The following is a 17918-nucleotide window of genomic DNA, read 5'->3' as shown; positions in this document are numbered from 1 at the left end:
CTGGGAGATTCTCTACAGAGCGTAAAACTCTGCTTCTACACAGCGTAGAACAAATGCGTCGTCGGCGGTATTCTTGTTGCATGGCGAGTCTCGGAGATCTCGAGCGCTCCGTGATGGAGGTGCTCTGGTCGAGCGACGTCGCGCTCACGGCCAATGAGCTGCGCGACGCGCTCGCGCGGCGCGACGGCGACTCGGGTCGCCTGGTCGCGACCACGACGGTGCTCACCGTCCTCTCGCGCCTCGAACGCAAGGGCTTCGTGAGCCGCACGCGCGAGCGTCGGCCGCACCGCTACGAGGCCCTCCTCTCGCGCGAGGAGCACACGGCCGAACTCATGCACGAGGTGCTCGACCGGGCCAGCGACCGCGACGCGGCGCTCGCACGGTTCGTGGGCACGGTCAGCGACGGCGAGGCGGCGACGCTCCGCCGGCTGCTCGACGAGCTCGCGCACCACTGACGATGCTCGTCGTCGCCGCAGTGCTCGGCGCGCTCGCCTTCGCTCTCGCGTGGCCGATCCCTGTCGCCCTCTCGCGCGCCGCATGGCCGGCGCGCTCCCCCGCCGTGGCGTTGGTGCTCTGGCAGGCGATCGCCATCGCCGGCGGCCTCTCGATGATCGGGTGCCTGCTCGTCTACGGGGCGGCACCCGCGGGCTCGCTCATCGGCGCCTGGAACGCCCTCGCCCCTGTGCTGTTCACGGGCCCCGTCCCGCCCGAGTTCGACGTGCTCGAGATCGCCGCGATCACGCTCGCGGCCGGCCTCGCGCTGCACCTCGCACTGAACCTCGCGCTCACCGCGGTCCACGCCGAGCGCGAGCGGCGTCGGCAGCACCAGCTCGTCGCGCTGCTCGGCGATCCGATGCCGGGCCAGCCCAGCACGCGGGTGCTCGCCCACCCGACGCCGCTCGCGTACTGCGTGCCCGGCATCCGCACCGCGACCGTGCTCACCGACGGCCTCGTGGAGGCGCTGAGCCCGTCCGAGCTGGCCGCGGTGATCGCCCACGAGCGGGCCCACCTCGACCAGCTCCACCACCTCGTGCTGCTCGCCTTCCGCGCATGGCACAGTGCGCTGCCGTGGTTCCCGATCGCGAACCGGGCGGAGCGCTCCGTGATCCTGCTCGCCGAGATGCTCGCCGACGACCGTGCACGCCGGGTCGCCGGCGACGATGCGCTGCGCGGCGCGATGCTCGTGGTCGGCGCCGACGCCGGCCCGGCGGGCCTCGGGGACGACGGCGTGATCGCCGACGCGGACATGCTCGAGGCGCGACTCGCGCGGCTCGACGGCGGCGTCACCGGCACGACCCCGCCCGAGGCCGCCCCGACCGGCGACGGCCGGGGCGCGCCTTCGCGCACGCTCGTGCTCGTCGCGGCCGGTGCGCTCGTCGCCGTCCCCCTCCTGGCGTACGCCGTCGTCTTCACGGATACGACCCTGGTCTGACGCGCGGGCGCGGTCGTGCTCGGTACGCTCGAACGATGAACGAGATCCTCGATTGGATCCTGAACACGGTGCAGTCGGTCGACCCCGTCGTCAGGACGCTCCTCGCGGGGATCGGAATCATGCTCGAGACGAGCGTGCTGATCGGACTCGTCGTACCCGGCGACACGATCGTGCTCGTCGCGGCGACCGGGGTCGAAAACCTCGGGCAGTACTTCGCCCTCGCCTTCGCCGTCATCATCGGCGCGCTCATCGGCGAGAGCATCGGCTTCGGCCTCGGCCGGTGGTTCGGTCCGCACATCCTGCACTCGCGGCTCGGTCGAAAGCTGGGCGAGGACAACTGGCATCGCGCCCAGCGGTACCTCGATCGGCGGGGCGGCCCCGCGATCTTCATCTCGCGCTTCATCCCCGTGCTGCACTCGCTCATCCCGCTGACGGTCGGCATGAGCACGATGCGCTACCGCAGGTTCATCGCTTGGACGCTGCCCGCCTGCATCATCTGGGCGTTCGCGTACGTGTCCGTCGGCTGGCTCGCCGCGGGCAGCTACCGCGAACTCAGTCGCGAACTGCACTGGGCGGGCTACCTCTTCGTCGGTGTCATCGTCTTCTTCCTCGTGGCGGTCTGGGGCGTGAAGAAGCTGCTCGTGCGCTCGGAGGCCAAGCACATGGAGGCGGCGGAGGCCGCCGACGACTCGGGCGCGCTCGACACCGCGACCGCGGCGCCGGCGGACTTCGCGCACGCGCCGGCGAGCATCGAGACGCCGCACCTTGGCGATCTCGTCGCCACCGACGACGATGGGTCGGATGCCTCGGCACCCGACCCCTCGACGCTCGACGCTGACCGGTGACGCTGACCGGTGAGCGCGGCCGATCGACCGCTGAGCGTCAGAACAGCGACTGCTCGGCGAGCCAATCGCTCGCGATCTGCTCGGACCCTTCCTGGTCGTCGACACTCGACTTGTTGAGCTTGACGAGTTCCTCGGCTGTCAGCGCCGCGCTCACGGTGTTGATGATCTCGGCGACCTCGTCGGTCACCTTGTCGCTCACCACCGGGACGACATGGGACGCGAGGAAGAGCCCTTCGGGATCTTCCAGGACCACCAAGTCGCCCGCTGCGAGCTCAGGGCTGGACGTGTAGATGTCGGCGAGTTGAACCGCCCCGTCCCTGAGCGCCTTGGCGGTCAGCGGACCGCCATCGTCCTCGATCGGCTTGAATTCGACGTCCACGCCGTACACCGACTTGAGACCGTCGGGACCGTAGGGCCGGGACGGCAGTTCGGAGTTACCACCGACGAGCAGGGGCGTCGCGACATCACCGAGATCGGCAAGGCTCGTGACACCGTTCTCATCGGAGAACGCCGCCGTCACGGTGTACGAATCCTGATCGGTCGCGGGCGCCTGGTCGAGGACTCGCAGGCCGCTGGGCAAGGATGTGTCGAGTTCGGCGTATACATCGTCGCTCGTCCGAGCCTCGGTATCCGGGACGTAGTGCTGCAAGAGGTTGCCCGTGTACTCGGGGAAGACGTCGATCGCGCCGCTCTCGATCTCGGGAATGTAGATCTCCCGTTCGCCGATCCGGTACTGCCGGTCGATCGTGTAGCCGTTCTCCTCGAGCGCCTGGGCGTAGAGCTCGGCGATGATCTCATTCGAGTAGTAGTCCTGTGAGCCGATGACGAGCGTCTCACCGCCGCCCTCGGTCTCACCCGATCCGCTGTCGAGCGGATCGCTCGATGTGCACCCTGCCAGGGCCACTGTCGCCCCGACCGCGACCGCCGCGAGTGCGACGAGCCGGCCTTTTCCTGCTGTGGTCATGTTGCATTCCCTTCATGGACGGGTTGCCCCGCGAGCGCTCGCGGCCGGGTTGGCCGTGAACGAGATTCTCCGACACGCCGACCGCGCACACCGCGTGGCATGACGAGTCGCTGTGCGACAGCCAGGAGTCCATCCACGACGAGCGCAAGAGCCACGACGAGCATCGCGCCGCCGAGCATCTCGCCGTAGTCCCGGATCCGCTGACCCTCGAAGATGAAACGGCCGAGGCCGAAGTCCGCGATGTACGCGGCAAGCGTCGCCGTCGCGATGATCTGCAGCGTCGCAGAGCGGACGCCGCCCACCATGATCGGCAATCCCAGCGGCAGCTCGACCTTTCCGATGACCTGTCGCTCCCGCATGCCCACCGCCCGTGCGGCGTCGGTCGTTCGCTCGTCGACGGACTCGAGTCCGGCGTAGGCGCCCGCGAGCAGCGGTGGGATCGCGAGCAGCACGAGCGCGACGACGGGCGCTCGCAGGCCGATGCCGAGCCACAACCCCAGGAGCGTGAGCACACCCAGCGTCGGCAGCGCCCGGAGCCCACCCGAGATCATGACTGCAGCCTGCTTGCCACGCTTGGTATGCCCGACGATCACTCCGACGGGTAGTGCGATGATCGACGCAATGACGAGCACGACCAGAGAGATCACGAGATGCTGCCAGAGCCGGTCGGGGATGCTCCCGGGGCCCATCCAGTGCTCGGGGTCCCCGATCCATTCGAATCCCAGGATGATGAGGTTCATGCGATCGCGTCCGGTTGCTCCAAGGGGGTCGCCGCCCGATTGCCGGCCGCCGAGTGGGAGGCGCGATGCTGCCATGGCATCAGAAGCCTTCCGCAGAGGACGCAGACGCCGTCGATCGCCAGCGCGACGAGCACCGTCATGACCACGCCGGTGACGATCTCGGCCTCGATGCCACGCTGGAAACCGTCGGTGAAGAGGCTGCCGAGGCTTTGGACGCCGATCACGGCGCCAACTGTGGCGAGGCTCACGGTGCTCACGACGACGACACGCAGGCCTGACAGCAGCACCGGGCCCGCGAGCGGCAGCTCGACACCCCAGAATCTGCGGACCGTGGAGTAGCCGACCGCGGTGGCGGACTGCCGGACATCGTGATCGACGGCATCAAATGCGTCGGCGGCCGTCCGCACGATCACGGCGATGCCGTACAGAGTAAGTGCGATCACGAGGTTCAGCGGGGATCGCAGCCCGAGCCCCGTGAAGGCGGGCAATGCGACGAAGAGCGCGAGCGAGGGTACCGCGTACAGCAGGCCGCACAGCGACAGCAGCACGCCTCGCGACCACCGGTAGCGGTGCGCGACCCAGCCGATCGGAACCGAGATCACGAAGCTCAGTATGATCGCGGGCACCGACAATGCCAGGTGCACGAGGGTCAGCTCGCCGACCAGGTCGAGGTTCGACCAGAGCCATTTCACGAGGCGAGCACTCCTGCCGCGCGTCCGTCGCCGTCGACGACGACCCGCCGCCCGTCCACCTCGGTCACGTGCAGCGCGCGCTTGCCGCGGTCGACTCCGACGAAGTCGGCCACGAAGGCGTCGGCCGGGTTCGCGAGGATCGCGGCGGGCGACGCCGCCTGCGAGATGCGTCCGCCGTGCTGCATGATGACGACCTGGTCGCCGAGGAGGAACGCCTCGTCGATGTCGTGCGTCACGAACACGACGGTCTTGCCCAGCTCGCCCTGCAGTCGAAGCAGCTCCTGCTGCAGCTCCGCACGGACGATCGGGTCGACCGCTCCGAACGGCTCGTCCATGAGCAGGATGTTCGGGTCGACGGCGAGGCCCCGGGCGACCCCGACGCGCTGCTGCTGGCCGCCCGAGAGCTGGCTCGGGTACTTGTCCGCGAGCGAGCGGTCGAGTCCGACGGTGTCGAGCAGTTCGAGGGCCCGTGCGTGCGCCTCGCGCTTGCGGACTCCGCGCAGGAGCGGGACGGTCGCGACGTTGTCGATGACCTTTCGATGCGGCAGCAGCCCGGAGTTCTGCATGACGTAGCCGATGCTCCGCCGCAGCGCGACGGGCTCCACCGTCGAGACGTCCGTCCCGTCGATGAGCACCTGCCCGTCGGTCGGGTCGACCATGCGGTTGATCATCCGCAGGAGGGTCGTCTTGCCCGAGCCCGACGAACCGACGAGGACCGTCGTCGTATGCGGCGGGATGACGATGTCGACGCCCGAGACGGCGAGCGTGCCGTCGGGGAAGCGCTTCGACACGCCGCGGAACTCGATCATGCTGGCTCAATCCCGTCGTCGGCGTTCGCTGCGAGGTGCAGCCTCAAGCCAAACACCGATCGCGCCCCGAGCGCAACGGGTCGCCCCGCGAGTCGTCAGGCCGCGGAGGAAGCGGCGAGCGCCTGGCCGAGGTGCTCGGCGAGGTAGTCGTGCACGAGGCGCTTCGCCTCGGCGAGGTACCGCTCGTCGCCCTCGACCGACCGCTCGTAGGCGCGGCTGATGAGCGCGTCGCCGATCTCCATCGCGACGCCGAGGCGGAAGCGGAGCTCGGCCTGGTCGCCCTCGCCGCCGAACTCGGCTTCGATGAGACGGGCCATGCGATGCGCGAACTCGGGTTCGACGTCGCCCTCGGCGAGCTCGCGCTGCGCGGCGTGCACGACGCTGAATCCGGGCTCGGAGCCGTACATCTTCGCGCTGACGTCGATCGCGACGTCGACCACCGACCACCAGGAGCGCAGCTCGGTGCGCGCCATCTCGTCGGCGACCCGTTCGCGATAGCGGTGCACCGACCGCTCGCGCAGCGCGTAGAGCACTGCGACCCGGTCGGGGAAGTACCGGTACACCGTGCCGATCGAGGCGCCGGCGCGCTCGGCGACCATCTGGGTGGTCAGCCGCTCGAAGCCCTGCTCGTCGACGATCTCGGCGGCGGCATCGAGCAGCGCGTCCAGGCGCTGGCTGGAGCGACGCTGCGTCGGCTCGGTGCGGACCGAGCGCCTCCGGCTCGGATCGGCCCCGAGGATCAGGTCGATGTTCGGCACGGGACCTCCTCAGTTGCTCGGTCCACTCTACCGGGCGTCGAACACCCGCCGTGCACGTGCCGTTTCGCGAGCCGTCCCCGTCGCATGACAGACTGAGTGGATGCCGGCGAGCTCCCCCACCCCGCCCGGTTCTCGAGAGCGCCAGGTCCGGCATCGCGCCGCGCGCATCGAGGACTGGTTCCACGACGTGCGCTCCCGCGGCGCACGCCGTCGCGGGCACGTGCCGACCGTCGTCCCCTACACGGGCTACGGCTCGACCGAGTGGGTTCGCGTCTTCTGCCGGGTGCTCCTGTCGAAGCCCGTCGCGGCCGACGAACGCTCGAAGCGCCGTCGCAAGCGCCGGGAGCAGGGCATCCGCGGCTGGAGGAGCTTCACGAGCGTGCCCGTCGGCGACGTGCCGGTCATCATCGAGGTGGGCGGCCAGCGCATCGAGGTGCTCGCCGACCGCGGCGGCGTGGTAGACACGACCGTGCCCGCCGCCCTCGCTCCCGGCTGGCACCGGGCGACGCTCAGCACCGAGGGCGCCGAACCCGTCGAGGCGCCGATCCGCATCGTCGGACCCGATGTCGACTTCGGCATCATCAGCGACGTCGACGACACGGTCATGGTGACGGCGCTGCCCCGGCCGCTCGTCGCCGCGTGGAACACGTTCGTGCTCGATGAGCACGCTCGCATCCCCACCCCGGGGATGGCCGTCCTGTTCGAACGGCTCGCGCGGGCGCACCCCGGCTCCCCCGTCATCTACCTGTCGACGGGCGCCTGGAACGTCGCTCCGACCCTCACGCGGTTCCTGTCGCGAAACCTCTTCCCCGCGGGCCCGCTGCTCCTCACCGACTGGGGCCCCACGCACGATCGCTGGTTCCGCAGCGGTCGCGAGCACAAGGAGGAGAACCTCCGCCGGCTCGCCGAGGAGTTCCCGAACGTGCGGTGGCTCCTCATCGGCGACGACGGGCAGCACGACGAGGATCTCTACGCGCGGTTCGCCTCCGAGCACCCCGAACGGGTCGCGGCGATCGCGATCCGCCGGCTCTCGACGGGCGAGGCGGTGCTCGCCGGCGGACGCAGCAAGGCCGAGGAGCACGGCACCGACGTGCCCTGGGTCTCGGCGAGCGACGGCTCGAGGATCGCCGACGGGCTCGCCGAGGCGGGCGTCGTCTGAGCGCTACCGGGCGACGGCCCGCTCGCGCGAGCGACGGAACGACACGAGGCCGCGGTTGATCTGCCGCGCCCACAGCGGACCGCGGTAGATGAACCCCGAGTACCCCTGCACGAGCGTGGCACCGGCGTCGAGGCGGTCCTGCACGTCGGCGGCGGTCTCGATGCCGCCGACCGAGATCACGCACAGTTCAGCGGGCACGCTGCGGCGGACGAGTCGCAGCACCTCGAGCGATCGCGCCGCGAGCGGCGCTCCCGACAGACCGCCCGCACCGATGGCTTCGACGACGGATGCCTCGGTCTCGAGCCCGTCGCGGGAGATCGTCGTGTTCGTGGCGATGATGCCGTCGAGGCCGAGCCGTACGACGAGTTCGCAGATGCGCTCGACCTCGGTGTCGGCGAGGTCGGGGGCGATCTTCACGAGGAGCGGCGTCGTGCCCGACGTCTCGCGCACCGCCTCGAGGAGCGGCGCGAGCGCATCGAGTTCCTGCAGTCCGCGCAGGCCCGGCGTGTTCGGCGAGCTCACGTTGACGACGAGGTAGTCGGCGTACGGGGCGAGCAGCCTCGCGCTGCGCACGTAGTCGCCGACGGCGTCTTCGACCGCGGTGACGCGGCTCTTGCCGATGTTGACGCCCAGCACCGGCCGGTGCGAGCGGCGCGACAGTCGCGAGAGACGGCCGGCCGCGGCATCCGCCCCGCCGTTGTTGAAGCCCATGCGGTTGACGAGCGCGCGGTCCTTCACGAGGCGGAAGAGGCGCGGCCGGTCGTTGCCGGGCTGAGCGATCGCGGTGATGGTGCCGACCTCGACGTGGCCGAAGCCGAGCTGGCCGAGGCCGATCACGGCGCGGGCGTCCTTGTCGAAGCCGGCGGCGACGCCGAACGGCGAGGCGAATCGCAGGCCGAGCGCCTCGACGGCGAGCGACGGATCGGGCGCCGTGAACCGCTCGACGAGCCGGCCGAAGCCGAGCGTCGGCAGGGCGCGGATCACCCGGAACGCGAGGTGGTGCGCGTCTTCGGGGTCGAGCTTCGTCAGGAACAGGGAGAAGAGGAGTCGATACATGCCGGATTCAGGGTACCGGTCGTGCGGCCTCGAGCGTCATTCGACGGGCCGGGCGGGCAGCCGGCCGTGCTCCTCGCGCAGCTGCTCGATCGCCGACTCGAAGTCGTCGAGCGAGTCGAACGCCTGGTAGACGCTCGCGAATCGCAGGTAGGCGACCTCGTCGAGCTCGCGCAGCGGCGGCAGGATGGCGAGGCCGATGTCGTTCGCCTCGATCTGCGAGGCACCGGTCGAGCGGATCGTCTCCTCGACCTTCTGCGCGAGCACAGCGAGGTCGGAATCGGTGACCGGACGGCCCTGGCACGCCTTCTTGACGCCGAGCACGACCTTCTCGCGGCTGAACGGCTCGACGACGCCCGAGCGCTTCATGACGACGAGGCTCGCCGTCTCGGTCGTCGAGAAGCGGCGCCCGCACTCGGGGCACTGCCGGCGACGGCGGATCGACAGCCCGTCGTCGCTCGTGCGGGAGTCGATGACGCGCGAATCGGGGTGGCGGCAGAAGGGGCAGTGCATGGTGCCAACCAGCCTAGCGGCGCAAGGGCGGCCTCACGCCGCGCCGAACCGCGCCGACACCGCCTCGCCGTGCGCGGGAAGGTCTTCCTCGGTCGAGAGCGCGGCGATCACCGGGGCGACCTCGCGGAGGGCGGCCTCGTCGTAGCGCACGACCTGCTGAGGACGCAGGAACGTCGCGGCCGACAGGCCGGCCGCGAAGCGCGCCTGCCCGCCGGTGGGCAGCACGTGGTTGGATCCGGCGGCGTAGTCGCCGAGACTCACCGGCGAGAACGGACCGACGAAGATCGCGCCCGCGTTCTCGATGCGGGCGAGCACGGCATCGGCGTCACGCACTTGGATCTCGAGGTGCTCGGGACCGAAGGCGTTCGCGAAGTCGGCCGCCTGCTCGAGGTCGTCGACGAGCACGAGCGCCGACTGGGCGCCCGTGAGCGCCTGGTGCACGCGGTCCCCGTGCTTCGTCGCGACGGATCGGGCCGCGAGCCGGTCGAGCACCCGCTCCGCCAACCCGGGCGAGTCGGTGACGAGCACCGCAGCCGCGAGTTCGTCGTGCTCGGCCTGGCTCACGAGGTCGGCCGCCACGAAGTCGGCGTCCGCGGCCTCGTCGGCGATGACGAGGATGTCGGTCGGCCCGGCTTCCGCGTCGATGCCCGTCACCCCCTGCACGACCCGCTTGGCCGCAGCGACGTACACGTTGCCCGGGCCGGTCACGAGTTGCACGGGTTCGAGGCCGAGGCCCGGCACGCCGTAGGCGAAGGCGCCGATCGCGCCGGCCCCGCCCATGGCGTACACCTCGGTGATGCCGAGGAGTGCGGCGGCGCCGGCGATCGTCGGGTGCACGCGCCCGCCGTGCTCGGCCTGCGGCGGGGAGGCGAGCGCGATCGAGGCGACGCCCGCGACCTGGGCCGGCACCACGTTCATGACGACGCTCGACGGATAGACGGCCTTGCCGCCGGGGACGTACAGGCCCACTCGGCCGACCGGCTGCCACCGCTGCTCGATGACGGCGCCCGCAGCGAGTTCCGTGCGCTTCGCCGCCGGCACCTGGGCGGCGCTCGCCGTGCGCACCCGCTCGATCGTGCGCTCGATCGAGTCGCGGATCTCGGGCGAGAGGCCGTCGCGCGCGTCGGCGAGCTCGTCGGCGGGGACCCGGACGTGCCGCGGGGTCACCCGATCGAACCGCTCGGCCTGCTCGACGAGTGCGGCCTCGCCGTGCGCGCGGACCGCCTCGATGAGCCCTCGTGCCGGCTCGAGCGCGGCCGACACGTCGGTCGCGGCGCGGGGCACGAGGGCGAGCAGCTCGCTCGTCGATGGACGGGTTCCGCGGAGGTCGATCGTTCGCAGCATGGTGGCTCCAGCCTACCGAGCGGCGCCCGCCGCCCCGTGGGCGGACGTCACAGTGCGTCCGCCGAGCGGCCGGGAGCGCTCGACCGGCGGGATCAGAGCAGGCAGCTGGGACCGAGCAGGCTCTTGAGCTCTCCGTAGAAGTCGGCGCTCACGTTCACCGGATACGGCAGCTCGAAGACGCGCGCGGTTCGCCCGCGGACGAGCTTCAGCCGCACCTCGGTGTCGCCGCGATGCCGGCTCAGCACCTCGCCGAGCGCGGTGATCGTCTCGGTCGTGGCCCGCTGGTCGGGCAGCGAGATCATCACGGGGCCGCTCTCCTCGCCCTGGCCGAGGTCGGGCGTGAAGACGCTGAAGGCGTGGAGGTTCATGCCGTCGTCGCGCATGCTGACCCGACCGCGGACGACCGCGATGGTGTCGGCCTGCAGGCCCGGCGCGAACTCCTGGTACGCCTTGCCCATGAACATGACGGTGATCTCGCCCGAGAAGTCCTCGACCTGGATCATGCCGTACTGGTTGCCGGAGGCCTTCGCGATCCGGTGCTGCACGCTCGTCACGAGGCCGGCGACGGTGACCGTGTCGCCGTCCTGCGTCGAGTCCGAGCTCATGAGGTCGGTGATCGTGGTCGAGGCGTGCTTCGCGAGCGGGACCTCGAGCCCGGCGAGCGGGTGGTCCGACACGTAGAGCCCCAGCATCTCCCGCTCGAACGCGAGCTTGTCCTTCTTCGTCCACTCGGGCCGGTCGGGCACGAGCGACGGCGCCGCCTCCTTCTCGTGCTCGTCGAAGAGGCTGTCGAAGTCGAAGCCGACGTCGCCGTTCTCCTCCGCGCGCTTCTCCTTCACGGCCGACTCGACCGCCCCCTCGTGGATCTCGACGAGGGAACGTCTCGTGTGCCCGAGCGAGTCGAAGGCGCCGGCCTTCACGAGCGACTCGACCGTGCGCTTGTTCGCGACCGGGATCGGCACCTTCTTGAGGAAGTCGTGGAACGACTCGAAGCGCCCCTCCTTCTCGCGGGCGCCGCGGATCGCGTCGACGACGTTGAACCCGACGTTGCGGACCGCGCCGAGGCCGAAGCGGATGTCGTCGCCGACGGCGGCGAAGAACCCGATCGACTCGTTGACGTCGGGCGGAAGCACCTGGATGCCCATGCGGCGGCACTCGTTGAGGTAGAGCGCGAGCTTGTCGCGAGCGTCGCCGACGCTCGTGAGGAGGGCCGCCATGTACTCGGCCGGGAAGTGCGCCTTGAGGTACGCCGTCCAGTAGCTGAGCACACCGTAGGCCGCCGAGTGGGCTTTGTTGAAGGCGTAGTCGGAGAACGGCAGCAGGATCTCCCACAGCTTGCCGATGGCCTCCTCGGAGTAGCCGTTCGACTTCATGCCCGCCGAGAAGCCCTCGTACTGCTTGTCGAGCTCGGACTTCTTCTTCTTGCCCATCGCGCGTCGGAGGATGTCGGCCTGGCCGAGCGAGAACCCGGCCACGCGCTGGGCGATCGCCATCACCTGCTCCTGGTAGATGATGAGGCCGTAGCTCGTGTCGAGGATGTCCTTCAGGGACTCCGCGAACTCGGGATGGATCGGCGTGATCTCCTGCAGGCCGTTCTTGCGGAGCGCGTAGTTGGTGTGCGAGTTCGCGCCCATGGGCCCGGGCCGGTAGAGCGCGATGACGGCCGAGATGTCCTCGAAGTTGTCGGGCTTCATGAGCCGCAGGAGGGCGCGCATCGGCCCGCCGTCGAGCTGGAACACGCCAAGGGTGTCACCCCGCGAGAGCAGCGCGTACGCCTCGGCGTCGTCGAGGGCGAGGTCTTCGAGCACGGGGCGGAAGCCCCGGTTGGCCTCGATGTTGTCGAGCGCGTCGTCGATGATCGTGAGATTGCGGAGCCCCAGGAAGTCCATCTTGATGAGGCCGAGCGACTCGCAGGCCGGATAGTCGAACTGCGTGACGATCTGCCCGTCCTGCTCGCGCTTCATGATCGGGATGATGTCGATGAGCGGGTCGCTCGACATGATGACGCCGGCGGCGTGCACGCCCCACTGGCGCTTGAGGTTCTCGAGGCCGAGCGCCGTGTCGAAGACCGTCTTGGCCTCGGCGTCGGTCTCGACGATCGCGCGGATGTCGCCGGCCTCTTTGTAGCGGGGGTGGTTCTTGTCGAAGATGCCGGTGAGCGGGATGTCCTTGCCCATGACGGCCGGCGGCATCGCCTTCGTGAGCTTCTCGCCCATCGAGAAGGGGAAGCCGAGCACGCGGCCCGAGTCCTTCAGGGCCTGCTTCGCCTTGATCGTGCCGTAGGTGACGATCTGGGCGACGCGCTCCTCGCCGTACTTCTCGGTCACGTACTTGATGACCTCGCCGCGACGACGCTCGTCGAAGTCGACGTCGAAGTCGGGCATCGAGACACGGTCGGGATTGAGGAAGCGCTCGAAGATGAGGCCGTGCTGCAGCGGGTCGAGGTCGGTGATCTTCATCGCGTACGCCGCCATCGACCCGGCGCCCGATCCGCGGCCCGGCCCGACCCGGATGCCGTTGCGCTTCGACCAGTTGATGAAGTCGGCGACGACGAGGAAGTAGCCGGGGAACCCCATCTGGCTGATGACGCCGACCTCGTAGTCGGCCTGCTTGCGCACGTCGGCCGGGATGCCGTTCGGGTACCGGATGTGGAGGCCCCTCTCGACCTCCTTCACGAACCAACTCTCCTCGTTCTCGCCCTCGGGAACGGGGAAGCGCGGCATGTAGTTCGCGCTCGTGTTGAACCGGACGTCGCAACGCTCGGCGATCGCGAGGGTGTTGTCGCACGCCTCGGGGTGGTCGCGGAACACCTGGCGCATCTCGGCAGCGGTCTTCAGGTAGAAGTCGTCGGCGTCGAACTTGAAGCGGTTCGGGTCGTCGAGCGTCGAGCCCGACTGCACGCACAGCAGGGCGGCGTGGCTCTTCGCGTCGTGGGCGTGCGTGTAGTGCAGGTCGTTCGTCGCGACGAGCGGCAGGTTCAGGTCTTTCGCGAGGCGCAGAAGATCGGTCATGATGCGCTTCTCGATGCCGAGACCGTGGTCCATGATCTCGCAGAAGAAATTGTCGGCACCGAAGATGTCGCGGAAATCGGCCGCCGCCTTGATCGCCTCGTCGTACTGGCCGAGCCGCAGGCGGGTCTGCACCTCGCCCGACGGGCAACCCGTCGTCGCGATGAGCCCCTTCGAGTAGGTCTGCAGGAGCTCGCGGTCCATGCGGGGCTTGAAGTAGTACCCCTCGATCGATGCGAGGCTCGACAGCCGGAACAGGTTGTGCATGCCCTCGGTCGTCTCCGACAGGAGGGTCATGTGCGTGTACGCACCCGATCCGGAGACGTCGTCGCCGCCGCCGTTGCCCCACCTGATGCGGGTCTTGTCGCTGCGGTGGGTGCCGGGCGTGAGGTAGGCCTCGGTGCCGATGATGGGCTTGATGCCGGCGTCGGTCGCCTGCTTCCAGAAGTCGTAAGCGCCGAAGACGTTGCCGTGGTCGGTGACCGCGACCGCAGGCATCTCGTAGCCCTGCGCCGCCTTGATCAGCTCACCCACTCGCGCGGCCCCGTCGAGCATCGAGTACTCGGAATGCACGTGCAGATGGACGAATGAATCGGCGGCCACGGGGCTCCTCTTCGGATGCTGCGGGGGTGGATCTCGGGGGTCTGCAACGAGTCTACGTCGGGCCGCCGACCTCCCGGCCGGATCCGATCGCGGGTCGCGAGACGAACGACGTCAGTCGCCGCGCAGCACCTCGAGGGCGTGCGCGAGGTCGGCCGGATACTCGGAGACGAACGTCGTCCACTCCCCCGTGCCAGGGTGCGTGAGCGAGAGCTCGTGCGCGTGCAACCACTGCCGAGTGAGCCCGAGCCTGGCCGACAGGGTGGGGTCGGCGCCGTACATCGCGTCGCCCGCGCACGGGTGCCGCTGCGCGGCCATGTGCACCCGGATCTGATGGGTGCGGCCCGTCTCGAGGTGCACCTCGAGCAGCGATGCGTACGGGAACGCCTCGAGCGTCTCGTAGTGCGTGACGGCGTGCTTGCCGTCGGCTGTGACCGCGAACTTCCACTCCGAGCGGGGGTGACGGCCGACGGGCGCGTCGATCGTGCCGGCGAGCGGGTCGGGGTGGCCCTGCACGACCGTGTGGTAGATCTTCTCGACCTCGCGATCGTGGAACTGGCGCTTGAGCTCGGTGTAGGCGCGCTCGGACTTCGCGACGACCATGAGTCCGCTCGTGCCGGCGTCGAGCCGATGCACGACGCCCTGGCGCTCGGGGGCGCCCGAGGTCGAGATGCGGAACCCGGCCGCGGCCAGGGCGCCGACGACCGTCGGGCCGCTCCAGCCGAGCGACGGGTGCGCGGCCACGCCGGCCGGCTTGTCGACGACGACCAGGTCGTCGTCGTCGTGCACGATGCCGAGCTCGGGCACGGCGATGGGCTCGACCGCGAGCGTCCGCGGCGGCTCCCAGCTCACCTCGAGCCAGCCGCCGGCGCGCAGCCGGTCGGACTTGCCGGCGGCGACGCCGTCGAGCATCACCCCACCGGACTCGGCGATCTCGGCTGCGAGCGTTCGCGAGAATCCGAGGAGCTTCGCGAGCCCCGCGTCGACTCGAGAACCTTCGAGGCCATCGGGGACGGGCAGCGAGCGATGCTCCATCAGGCCTCGGCGACCGTCGCCGCGCGCGGCCCGTCGGTGTCGCCGGCGGCCGTGGTGTCGCCCGTCGACGCCTCGCCGTCGAGCGCGGTCGAGCCCGAGGCATCCGCCGTGCCGGTCTTCGGCGCACGCGTCTCGCGCGTGCCGTCGAGCCCGACGCCCCGGATCGTGAGGATCATGAACAGCACCATGCTCGACACGATCGCCATGTCGGCGACGTTGTAGATCGCCGGCAGCAACCACGGCGTCGAGATGAAGTCGATCACGTGGCCGAGGCCGAAGCTCGGCTCGCGGAACAGGCGGTCGGTGAGATTTCCCAGCACTCCGCCGAGCAGCAGCCCGAAGACGAGCGCCCACGCGACCGAGCGGATGCGGCGGGAGAACCAGATGATGAACGTGATGACGCTCGCGGCGAGGATCGTGAAGATCCACGTCATACCGCTCGCGAGCGAGAACGCCGCGCCGGGGTTCCGCACGAACTGCCACTGGAGCACGGAGCCCAGCACCGGCACGACCTCACCCTCCGTGAGGTTCGAGACGACCAGGAACTTGCTCAACTGGTCGAGGCCGTACGCCGCGAGTGCGGCGCCGGCCAGGACCAGCAGGGCGGTGGTGGTGCCGACCTTCGCGGCCCGCTCAGCCGCCAAAGCCCTGGAAGGTCGGAGCAGGCTGCTCGGCGGGGGCCGAGAAGCCCTGGTTGCCCGACACCTGCACGGGAGCGGCGGTGTCGAGCTCGCGCAGCTGACCCTCGATGTAGCTCTTCAGCTTGGCGCGGTAGTCGCGCTCGAAGGTGCGGAGCTCGTCGACGCGCTTCTCGAGCGCGACGCGCTCCTGGTCGAGGATGCCCATCTGCTGGCGCTGCTTGGCCTCGGCCTCGGCGACGACGCGGGCCGCGGTCGCGTGACCCTCGGCGATGAGCGCGTCGCGCTTCTCGATGCCCTCGCGCACGTGCTCCTCGTGGAGGCGACGGGCGAGCTGGAGCAGGTTCGTGGTCGACGTCTGCTCGTCGAGCTCGGACTGCGGTGCCGCCGGCTGCGTCGGCACGGCGACCGTGGGCGGCGGGGCGGCGGGCTCCGTGTAGACGGCGGCGGGAGCCGGAGCGGCGGGGGCCGGTGCACTCGCCGCCTCGGCGGCGCGGGCCTCGGCGGCGGCGACGCGCTGGCGCAGCTCGTCGTTCTCCTGGTTCAGCCGGCGCAGCTCGACGACCACCTCGTCGAGGAAGTCGTCGACCTCGTCCTGGTCGTAGCCCTCCCGGAACTTCGTCGCCTGGAAGCGCTTGTTGACCACATCTTCCGGAGTTAGCGCCATGGCTTCCCACCCTCAAATCTGTCGAACGGTTCGATCACGTTCTGCTAACGGTAGCAAACACCGCCTGCGAGTCGAGAGCCGCGTTCGACTTCAACGGTCACCCTCGCAGGAGATGCTCAGCCCGCGGCGGAAGCCGCGGACAGCCATGACACGACGGTCATGGCGATGATGACGACCAGCATCGCCAGGCTCCACCCGAGATCGAGTGCGACCTGCCCGATGCGGATCGGCGGGATGATCCGTCGGAAGAACCTGACCGGCGGATCGGTGACGGAATACACGGCCTCGACGACCACGAGCCAGAACCCGCGGGGCCGCCAGGACCGATTGAACGTCCGTACGAGATCGAGCACGAACCGCCCCCACATCACGAAGAAGTAGATGAGCAGCAGTGCGTAGAGGACGTTCCAGACGATGGAGAGCGCGCCCACCGACGGCTACGCGTGCGTGAAGAACGACGCGTCGACGTCGCCCTCGGCGTCGCCGGTCTCGCCGGAGACGACGACGTGCGACGGCGAGAGGAGGAACACCTTGCTCGTGACCCGCTCGATCTTGCCGTAGAGGCCCTGCGAGAGGCCGCTGGCGAAGTCGATGAGCCGACGGGCATCGCCGTCCGACATCTGCGAGAGGTTGATGATCACCGGCACGCCCTCGCGGAACGACTCGGCGATCACCTGCGCGTCTCGGTACTGGCGCGGGTGCACGGTCAGGATCTCGTTCATCTCCACCTGCGGGGTGCTCGGTTGGACGTGGTGCTTGCGGAGCGGCGTGACCGACGCTCCGGTCTTCGGCGCGGGGGCCGGCGCGGCGTGCACGACCGGTGCGGGCGTCGCCGGAGCGGGCGCGGCCGAGGCCTGCGGGGCCTCCTGCTCGAGCTCCTCATCGGCGAGTCCGAGGTAGACCATGGTCTTCTTGAGCGGGTTCGACATCGATGCCTCCGTCTGTATTCCGTCTCTTCGAGGCTAACCGGCGGCCGGCCGGTTCCCGGTGATTGCCGTTCCGATCCGCAGGTGTGTCGCACCCTCCAGGATCGCGTCGCGGAAATCGTGGCTCATCCCCATGGACAACGCGGTCGCCTCGGGTGCGAGCCGCACGACGCGTTCGGAGAGCTCGCGGACACGGGCGAACGCGGGCCGCGCCGGTTCGTCGAGCGGCGCGACGGCCATGAGCCCCTGCAGCCGGAGCCCGGGGGTCTCGAGCACGCGCTCGACGAGCGCGTCGAGCTCCGCCGGGGCGACGCCGCCCCGACCCGGGTCATCGGTGAGGTTCACCTGCACGAAGCAGTCGACCGACGCCTCCTCGGAGCGCAGCACGTCGACGAGCGCGGGCCGGTCGATCGAGTGGATCGCCGACGCGTACGCGCGCACCTGCCGCGCCTTCTTGCTCTGCAACTGGCCGATGAAGTGCCAGCGCAGCCCGAGCGCCGAGAGCTCAGCGGCCTTCGCCTGCGCCTCCTGGTGTCGGTTCTCCCCCACGTCGCGCACGCCGAGGGCCGCGAGATCGCGGACGAGGGACGCGGGCTGGAACTTCGTCACGACGATGGTCGTGATCTCGGTTGCCTCGCGGCCGGCGTCGGCCGCGGCATCCGCGATCGCCGACTGCACGGCGGCGAGCCGGAAGCCGAGGCCGCTCACGCGCCCCGCCTCCGGCCCGTCTCGACC

General features: G+C 70.0%; 18 protein-coding genes and 1 pseudogene. 4 read left to right on the top strand and 15 right to left on the bottom strand.

All coding sequences use genetic code 11. The features are described 5' to 3' along the window. The first annotated feature begins 80 nt into the window (after window positions 1–80). The 3 genes and pseudogenes from AC3RJ7_RS17170 to AC3RJ7_RS17160 all read left to right on the top strand — a co-directional run. Window positions 81–455: a BlaI/MecI/CopY family transcriptional regulator gene (locus AC3RJ7_RS17170; protein ID WP_491457076.1), complete on the top strand. Its 375-nt coding sequence runs from the start codon at window positions 81–83 to the stop codon at window positions 453–455. A gap of 2 nt (window positions 456–457) precedes the next feature. After that, window positions 458–1432, top strand: coding sequence for a M56 family metallopeptidase (locus AC3RJ7_RS17165; protein WP_491457075.1), 975 nt, complete (start codon window positions 458–460; stop codon window positions 1430–1432). A 35-nt stretch (window positions 1433–1467) separates the two neighbouring features. Next, window positions 1468–2136, top strand: a pseudogene (locus tag AC3RJ7_RS17160) (DedA family protein); the annotation flags it as partial. 178 nt (window positions 2137–2314) lie between these two features. Here the strand turns inward: AC3RJ7_RS17160 and AC3RJ7_RS17155 are convergent. The 5 genes from AC3RJ7_RS17155 to AC3RJ7_RS17135 form a co-directional block, all read right to left on the bottom strand. Beyond that, on the bottom strand, window positions 2315–3241 hold the full coding sequence (locus tag AC3RJ7_RS17155; protein WP_491457074.1) for an ABC transporter substrate-binding protein: 927 nt from the start codon (window positions 3239–3241) through the stop codon (window positions 2315–2317). Then, window positions 3238–3981, bottom strand: a complete 744-nt coding sequence (locus AC3RJ7_RS17150; RefSeq protein WP_491457073.1) for an ABC transporter permease — start codon at window positions 3979–3981, stop codon at window positions 3238–3240. Before AC3RJ7_RS17150 ends, AC3RJ7_RS17155 begins: the two co-directional genes overlap by 4 nt. Beyond that, the gene (locus AC3RJ7_RS17145) at window positions 3978–4673 is read right to left on the bottom strand and encodes an ABC transporter permease (RefSeq protein WP_491457072.1); all 696 of its coding nucleotides are present in this window, start codon (window positions 4671–4673) and stop codon (window positions 3978–3980) included. Before AC3RJ7_RS17145 ends, AC3RJ7_RS17150 begins: the two co-directional genes overlap by 4 nt. Further along, complete coding sequence (locus AC3RJ7_RS17140) at window positions 4670–5482, bottom strand: ABC transporter ATP-binding protein (protein ID WP_491457071.1); 813 nt, start codon at window positions 5480–5482, stop codon at window positions 4670–4672. Before AC3RJ7_RS17140 ends, AC3RJ7_RS17145 begins: the two co-directional genes overlap by 4 nt. 95 nt (window positions 5483–5577) lie before the next feature. Continuing rightward, on the bottom strand, window positions 5578–6240 hold the full coding sequence (locus AC3RJ7_RS17135) for a TetR/AcrR family transcriptional regulator (RefSeq protein ID WP_491457070.1): 663 nt from the start codon (window positions 6238–6240) through the stop codon (window positions 5578–5580). Between the two features lie 100 nt (window positions 6241–6340). On the opposite strand from AC3RJ7_RS17135, the gene AC3RJ7_RS17130 reads away from it, so the two are divergent. After that, complete coding sequence (locus AC3RJ7_RS17130) at window positions 6341–7399, top strand: App1 family protein phosphatidate phosphatase (protein ID WP_491457069.1); 1059 nt, start codon at window positions 6341–6343, stop codon at window positions 7397–7399. A gap of 3 nt (window positions 7400–7402) precedes the next feature. Here AC3RJ7_RS17130 and AC3RJ7_RS17125 read toward each other — a convergent pair whose 3' ends face one another. From AC3RJ7_RS17125 to AC3RJ7_RS17080, 10 genes are all read right to left on the bottom strand, one after another. Further along, the gene (locus AC3RJ7_RS17125; protein WP_491457068.1) at window positions 7403–8455 is read right to left on the bottom strand and encodes a quinone-dependent dihydroorotate dehydrogenase; all 1053 of its coding nucleotides are present in this window, start codon (window positions 8453–8455) and stop codon (window positions 7403–7405) included. Between the two features lie 36 nt (window positions 8456–8491). Continuing rightward, on the bottom strand, window positions 8492–8965 hold the full coding sequence (gene nrdR / locus AC3RJ7_RS17120; RefSeq protein ID WP_491457067.1) for a transcriptional regulator NrdR: 474 nt from the start codon (window positions 8963–8965) through the stop codon (window positions 8492–8494). Between the two features lie 33 nt (window positions 8966–8998). Next, window positions 8999–10309 carry a histidinol dehydrogenase gene (gene hisD / locus AC3RJ7_RS17115; RefSeq protein ID WP_491457066.1) on the bottom strand — a complete coding sequence of 437 codons (1311 nt, stop codon included), beginning with the start codon at window positions 10307–10309 and terminating at the stop codon, window positions 8999–9001. A gap of 92 nt (window positions 10310–10401) precedes the next feature. Continuing rightward, a complete protein-coding gene (dnaE, locus tag AC3RJ7_RS17110) occupies window positions 10402–13872 on the bottom strand; it encodes a DNA polymerase III subunit alpha (protein ID WP_491457323.1) in 3471 nt (1156 codons plus the stop codon). A 159-nt stretch (window positions 13873–14031) separates the two neighbouring features. After that, a complete protein-coding gene (locus AC3RJ7_RS17105; protein WP_491457065.1) occupies window positions 14032–14952 on the bottom strand; it encodes an RluA family pseudouridine synthase in 921 nt (306 codons plus the stop codon). Beyond that, the gene (gene lspA, locus AC3RJ7_RS17100) at window positions 14952–15596 is read right to left on the bottom strand and encodes a signal peptidase II (protein ID WP_491457064.1); all 645 of its coding nucleotides are present in this window, start codon (window positions 15594–15596) and stop codon (window positions 14952–14954) included. Before lspA ends, AC3RJ7_RS17105 begins: the two co-directional genes overlap by 1 nt. Then, window positions 15586–16257, bottom strand: coding sequence for a DivIVA domain-containing protein (locus AC3RJ7_RS17095; protein ID WP_231431192.1), 672 nt, complete (start codon window positions 16255–16257; stop codon window positions 15586–15588). Before AC3RJ7_RS17095 ends, lspA begins: the two co-directional genes overlap by 11 nt. A gap of 116 nt (window positions 16258–16373) precedes the next feature. Next, window positions 16374–16688, bottom strand: a complete 315-nt coding sequence (locus AC3RJ7_RS17090) for a YggT family protein (RefSeq protein WP_491457063.1) — start codon at window positions 16686–16688, stop codon at window positions 16374–16376. 6 nt (window positions 16689–16694) lie between these two features. Further along, a complete protein-coding gene (locus AC3RJ7_RS17085; RefSeq protein ID WP_491457062.1) occupies window positions 16695–17186 on the bottom strand; it encodes a cell division protein SepF in 492 nt (163 codons plus the stop codon). 33 nt (window positions 17187–17219) lie between these two features. After that, window positions 17220–17891 (bottom strand): YggS family pyridoxal phosphate-dependent enzyme, encoded by a 672-nt coding sequence (locus tag AC3RJ7_RS17080; protein ID WP_491457061.1) that lies wholly within the window; start codon window positions 17889–17891, stop codon window positions 17220–17222. Between the last annotated feature and the right edge of the window lie 27 nt (window positions 17892–17918).

The sequence above is a fragment of the Agromyces solani genome (genome assembly GCF_058349925.1).
The sequence above is the reverse complement of the archived record's forward strand: the minus strand, read 5'-3'. Positions and strand labels throughout refer to the sequence as shown.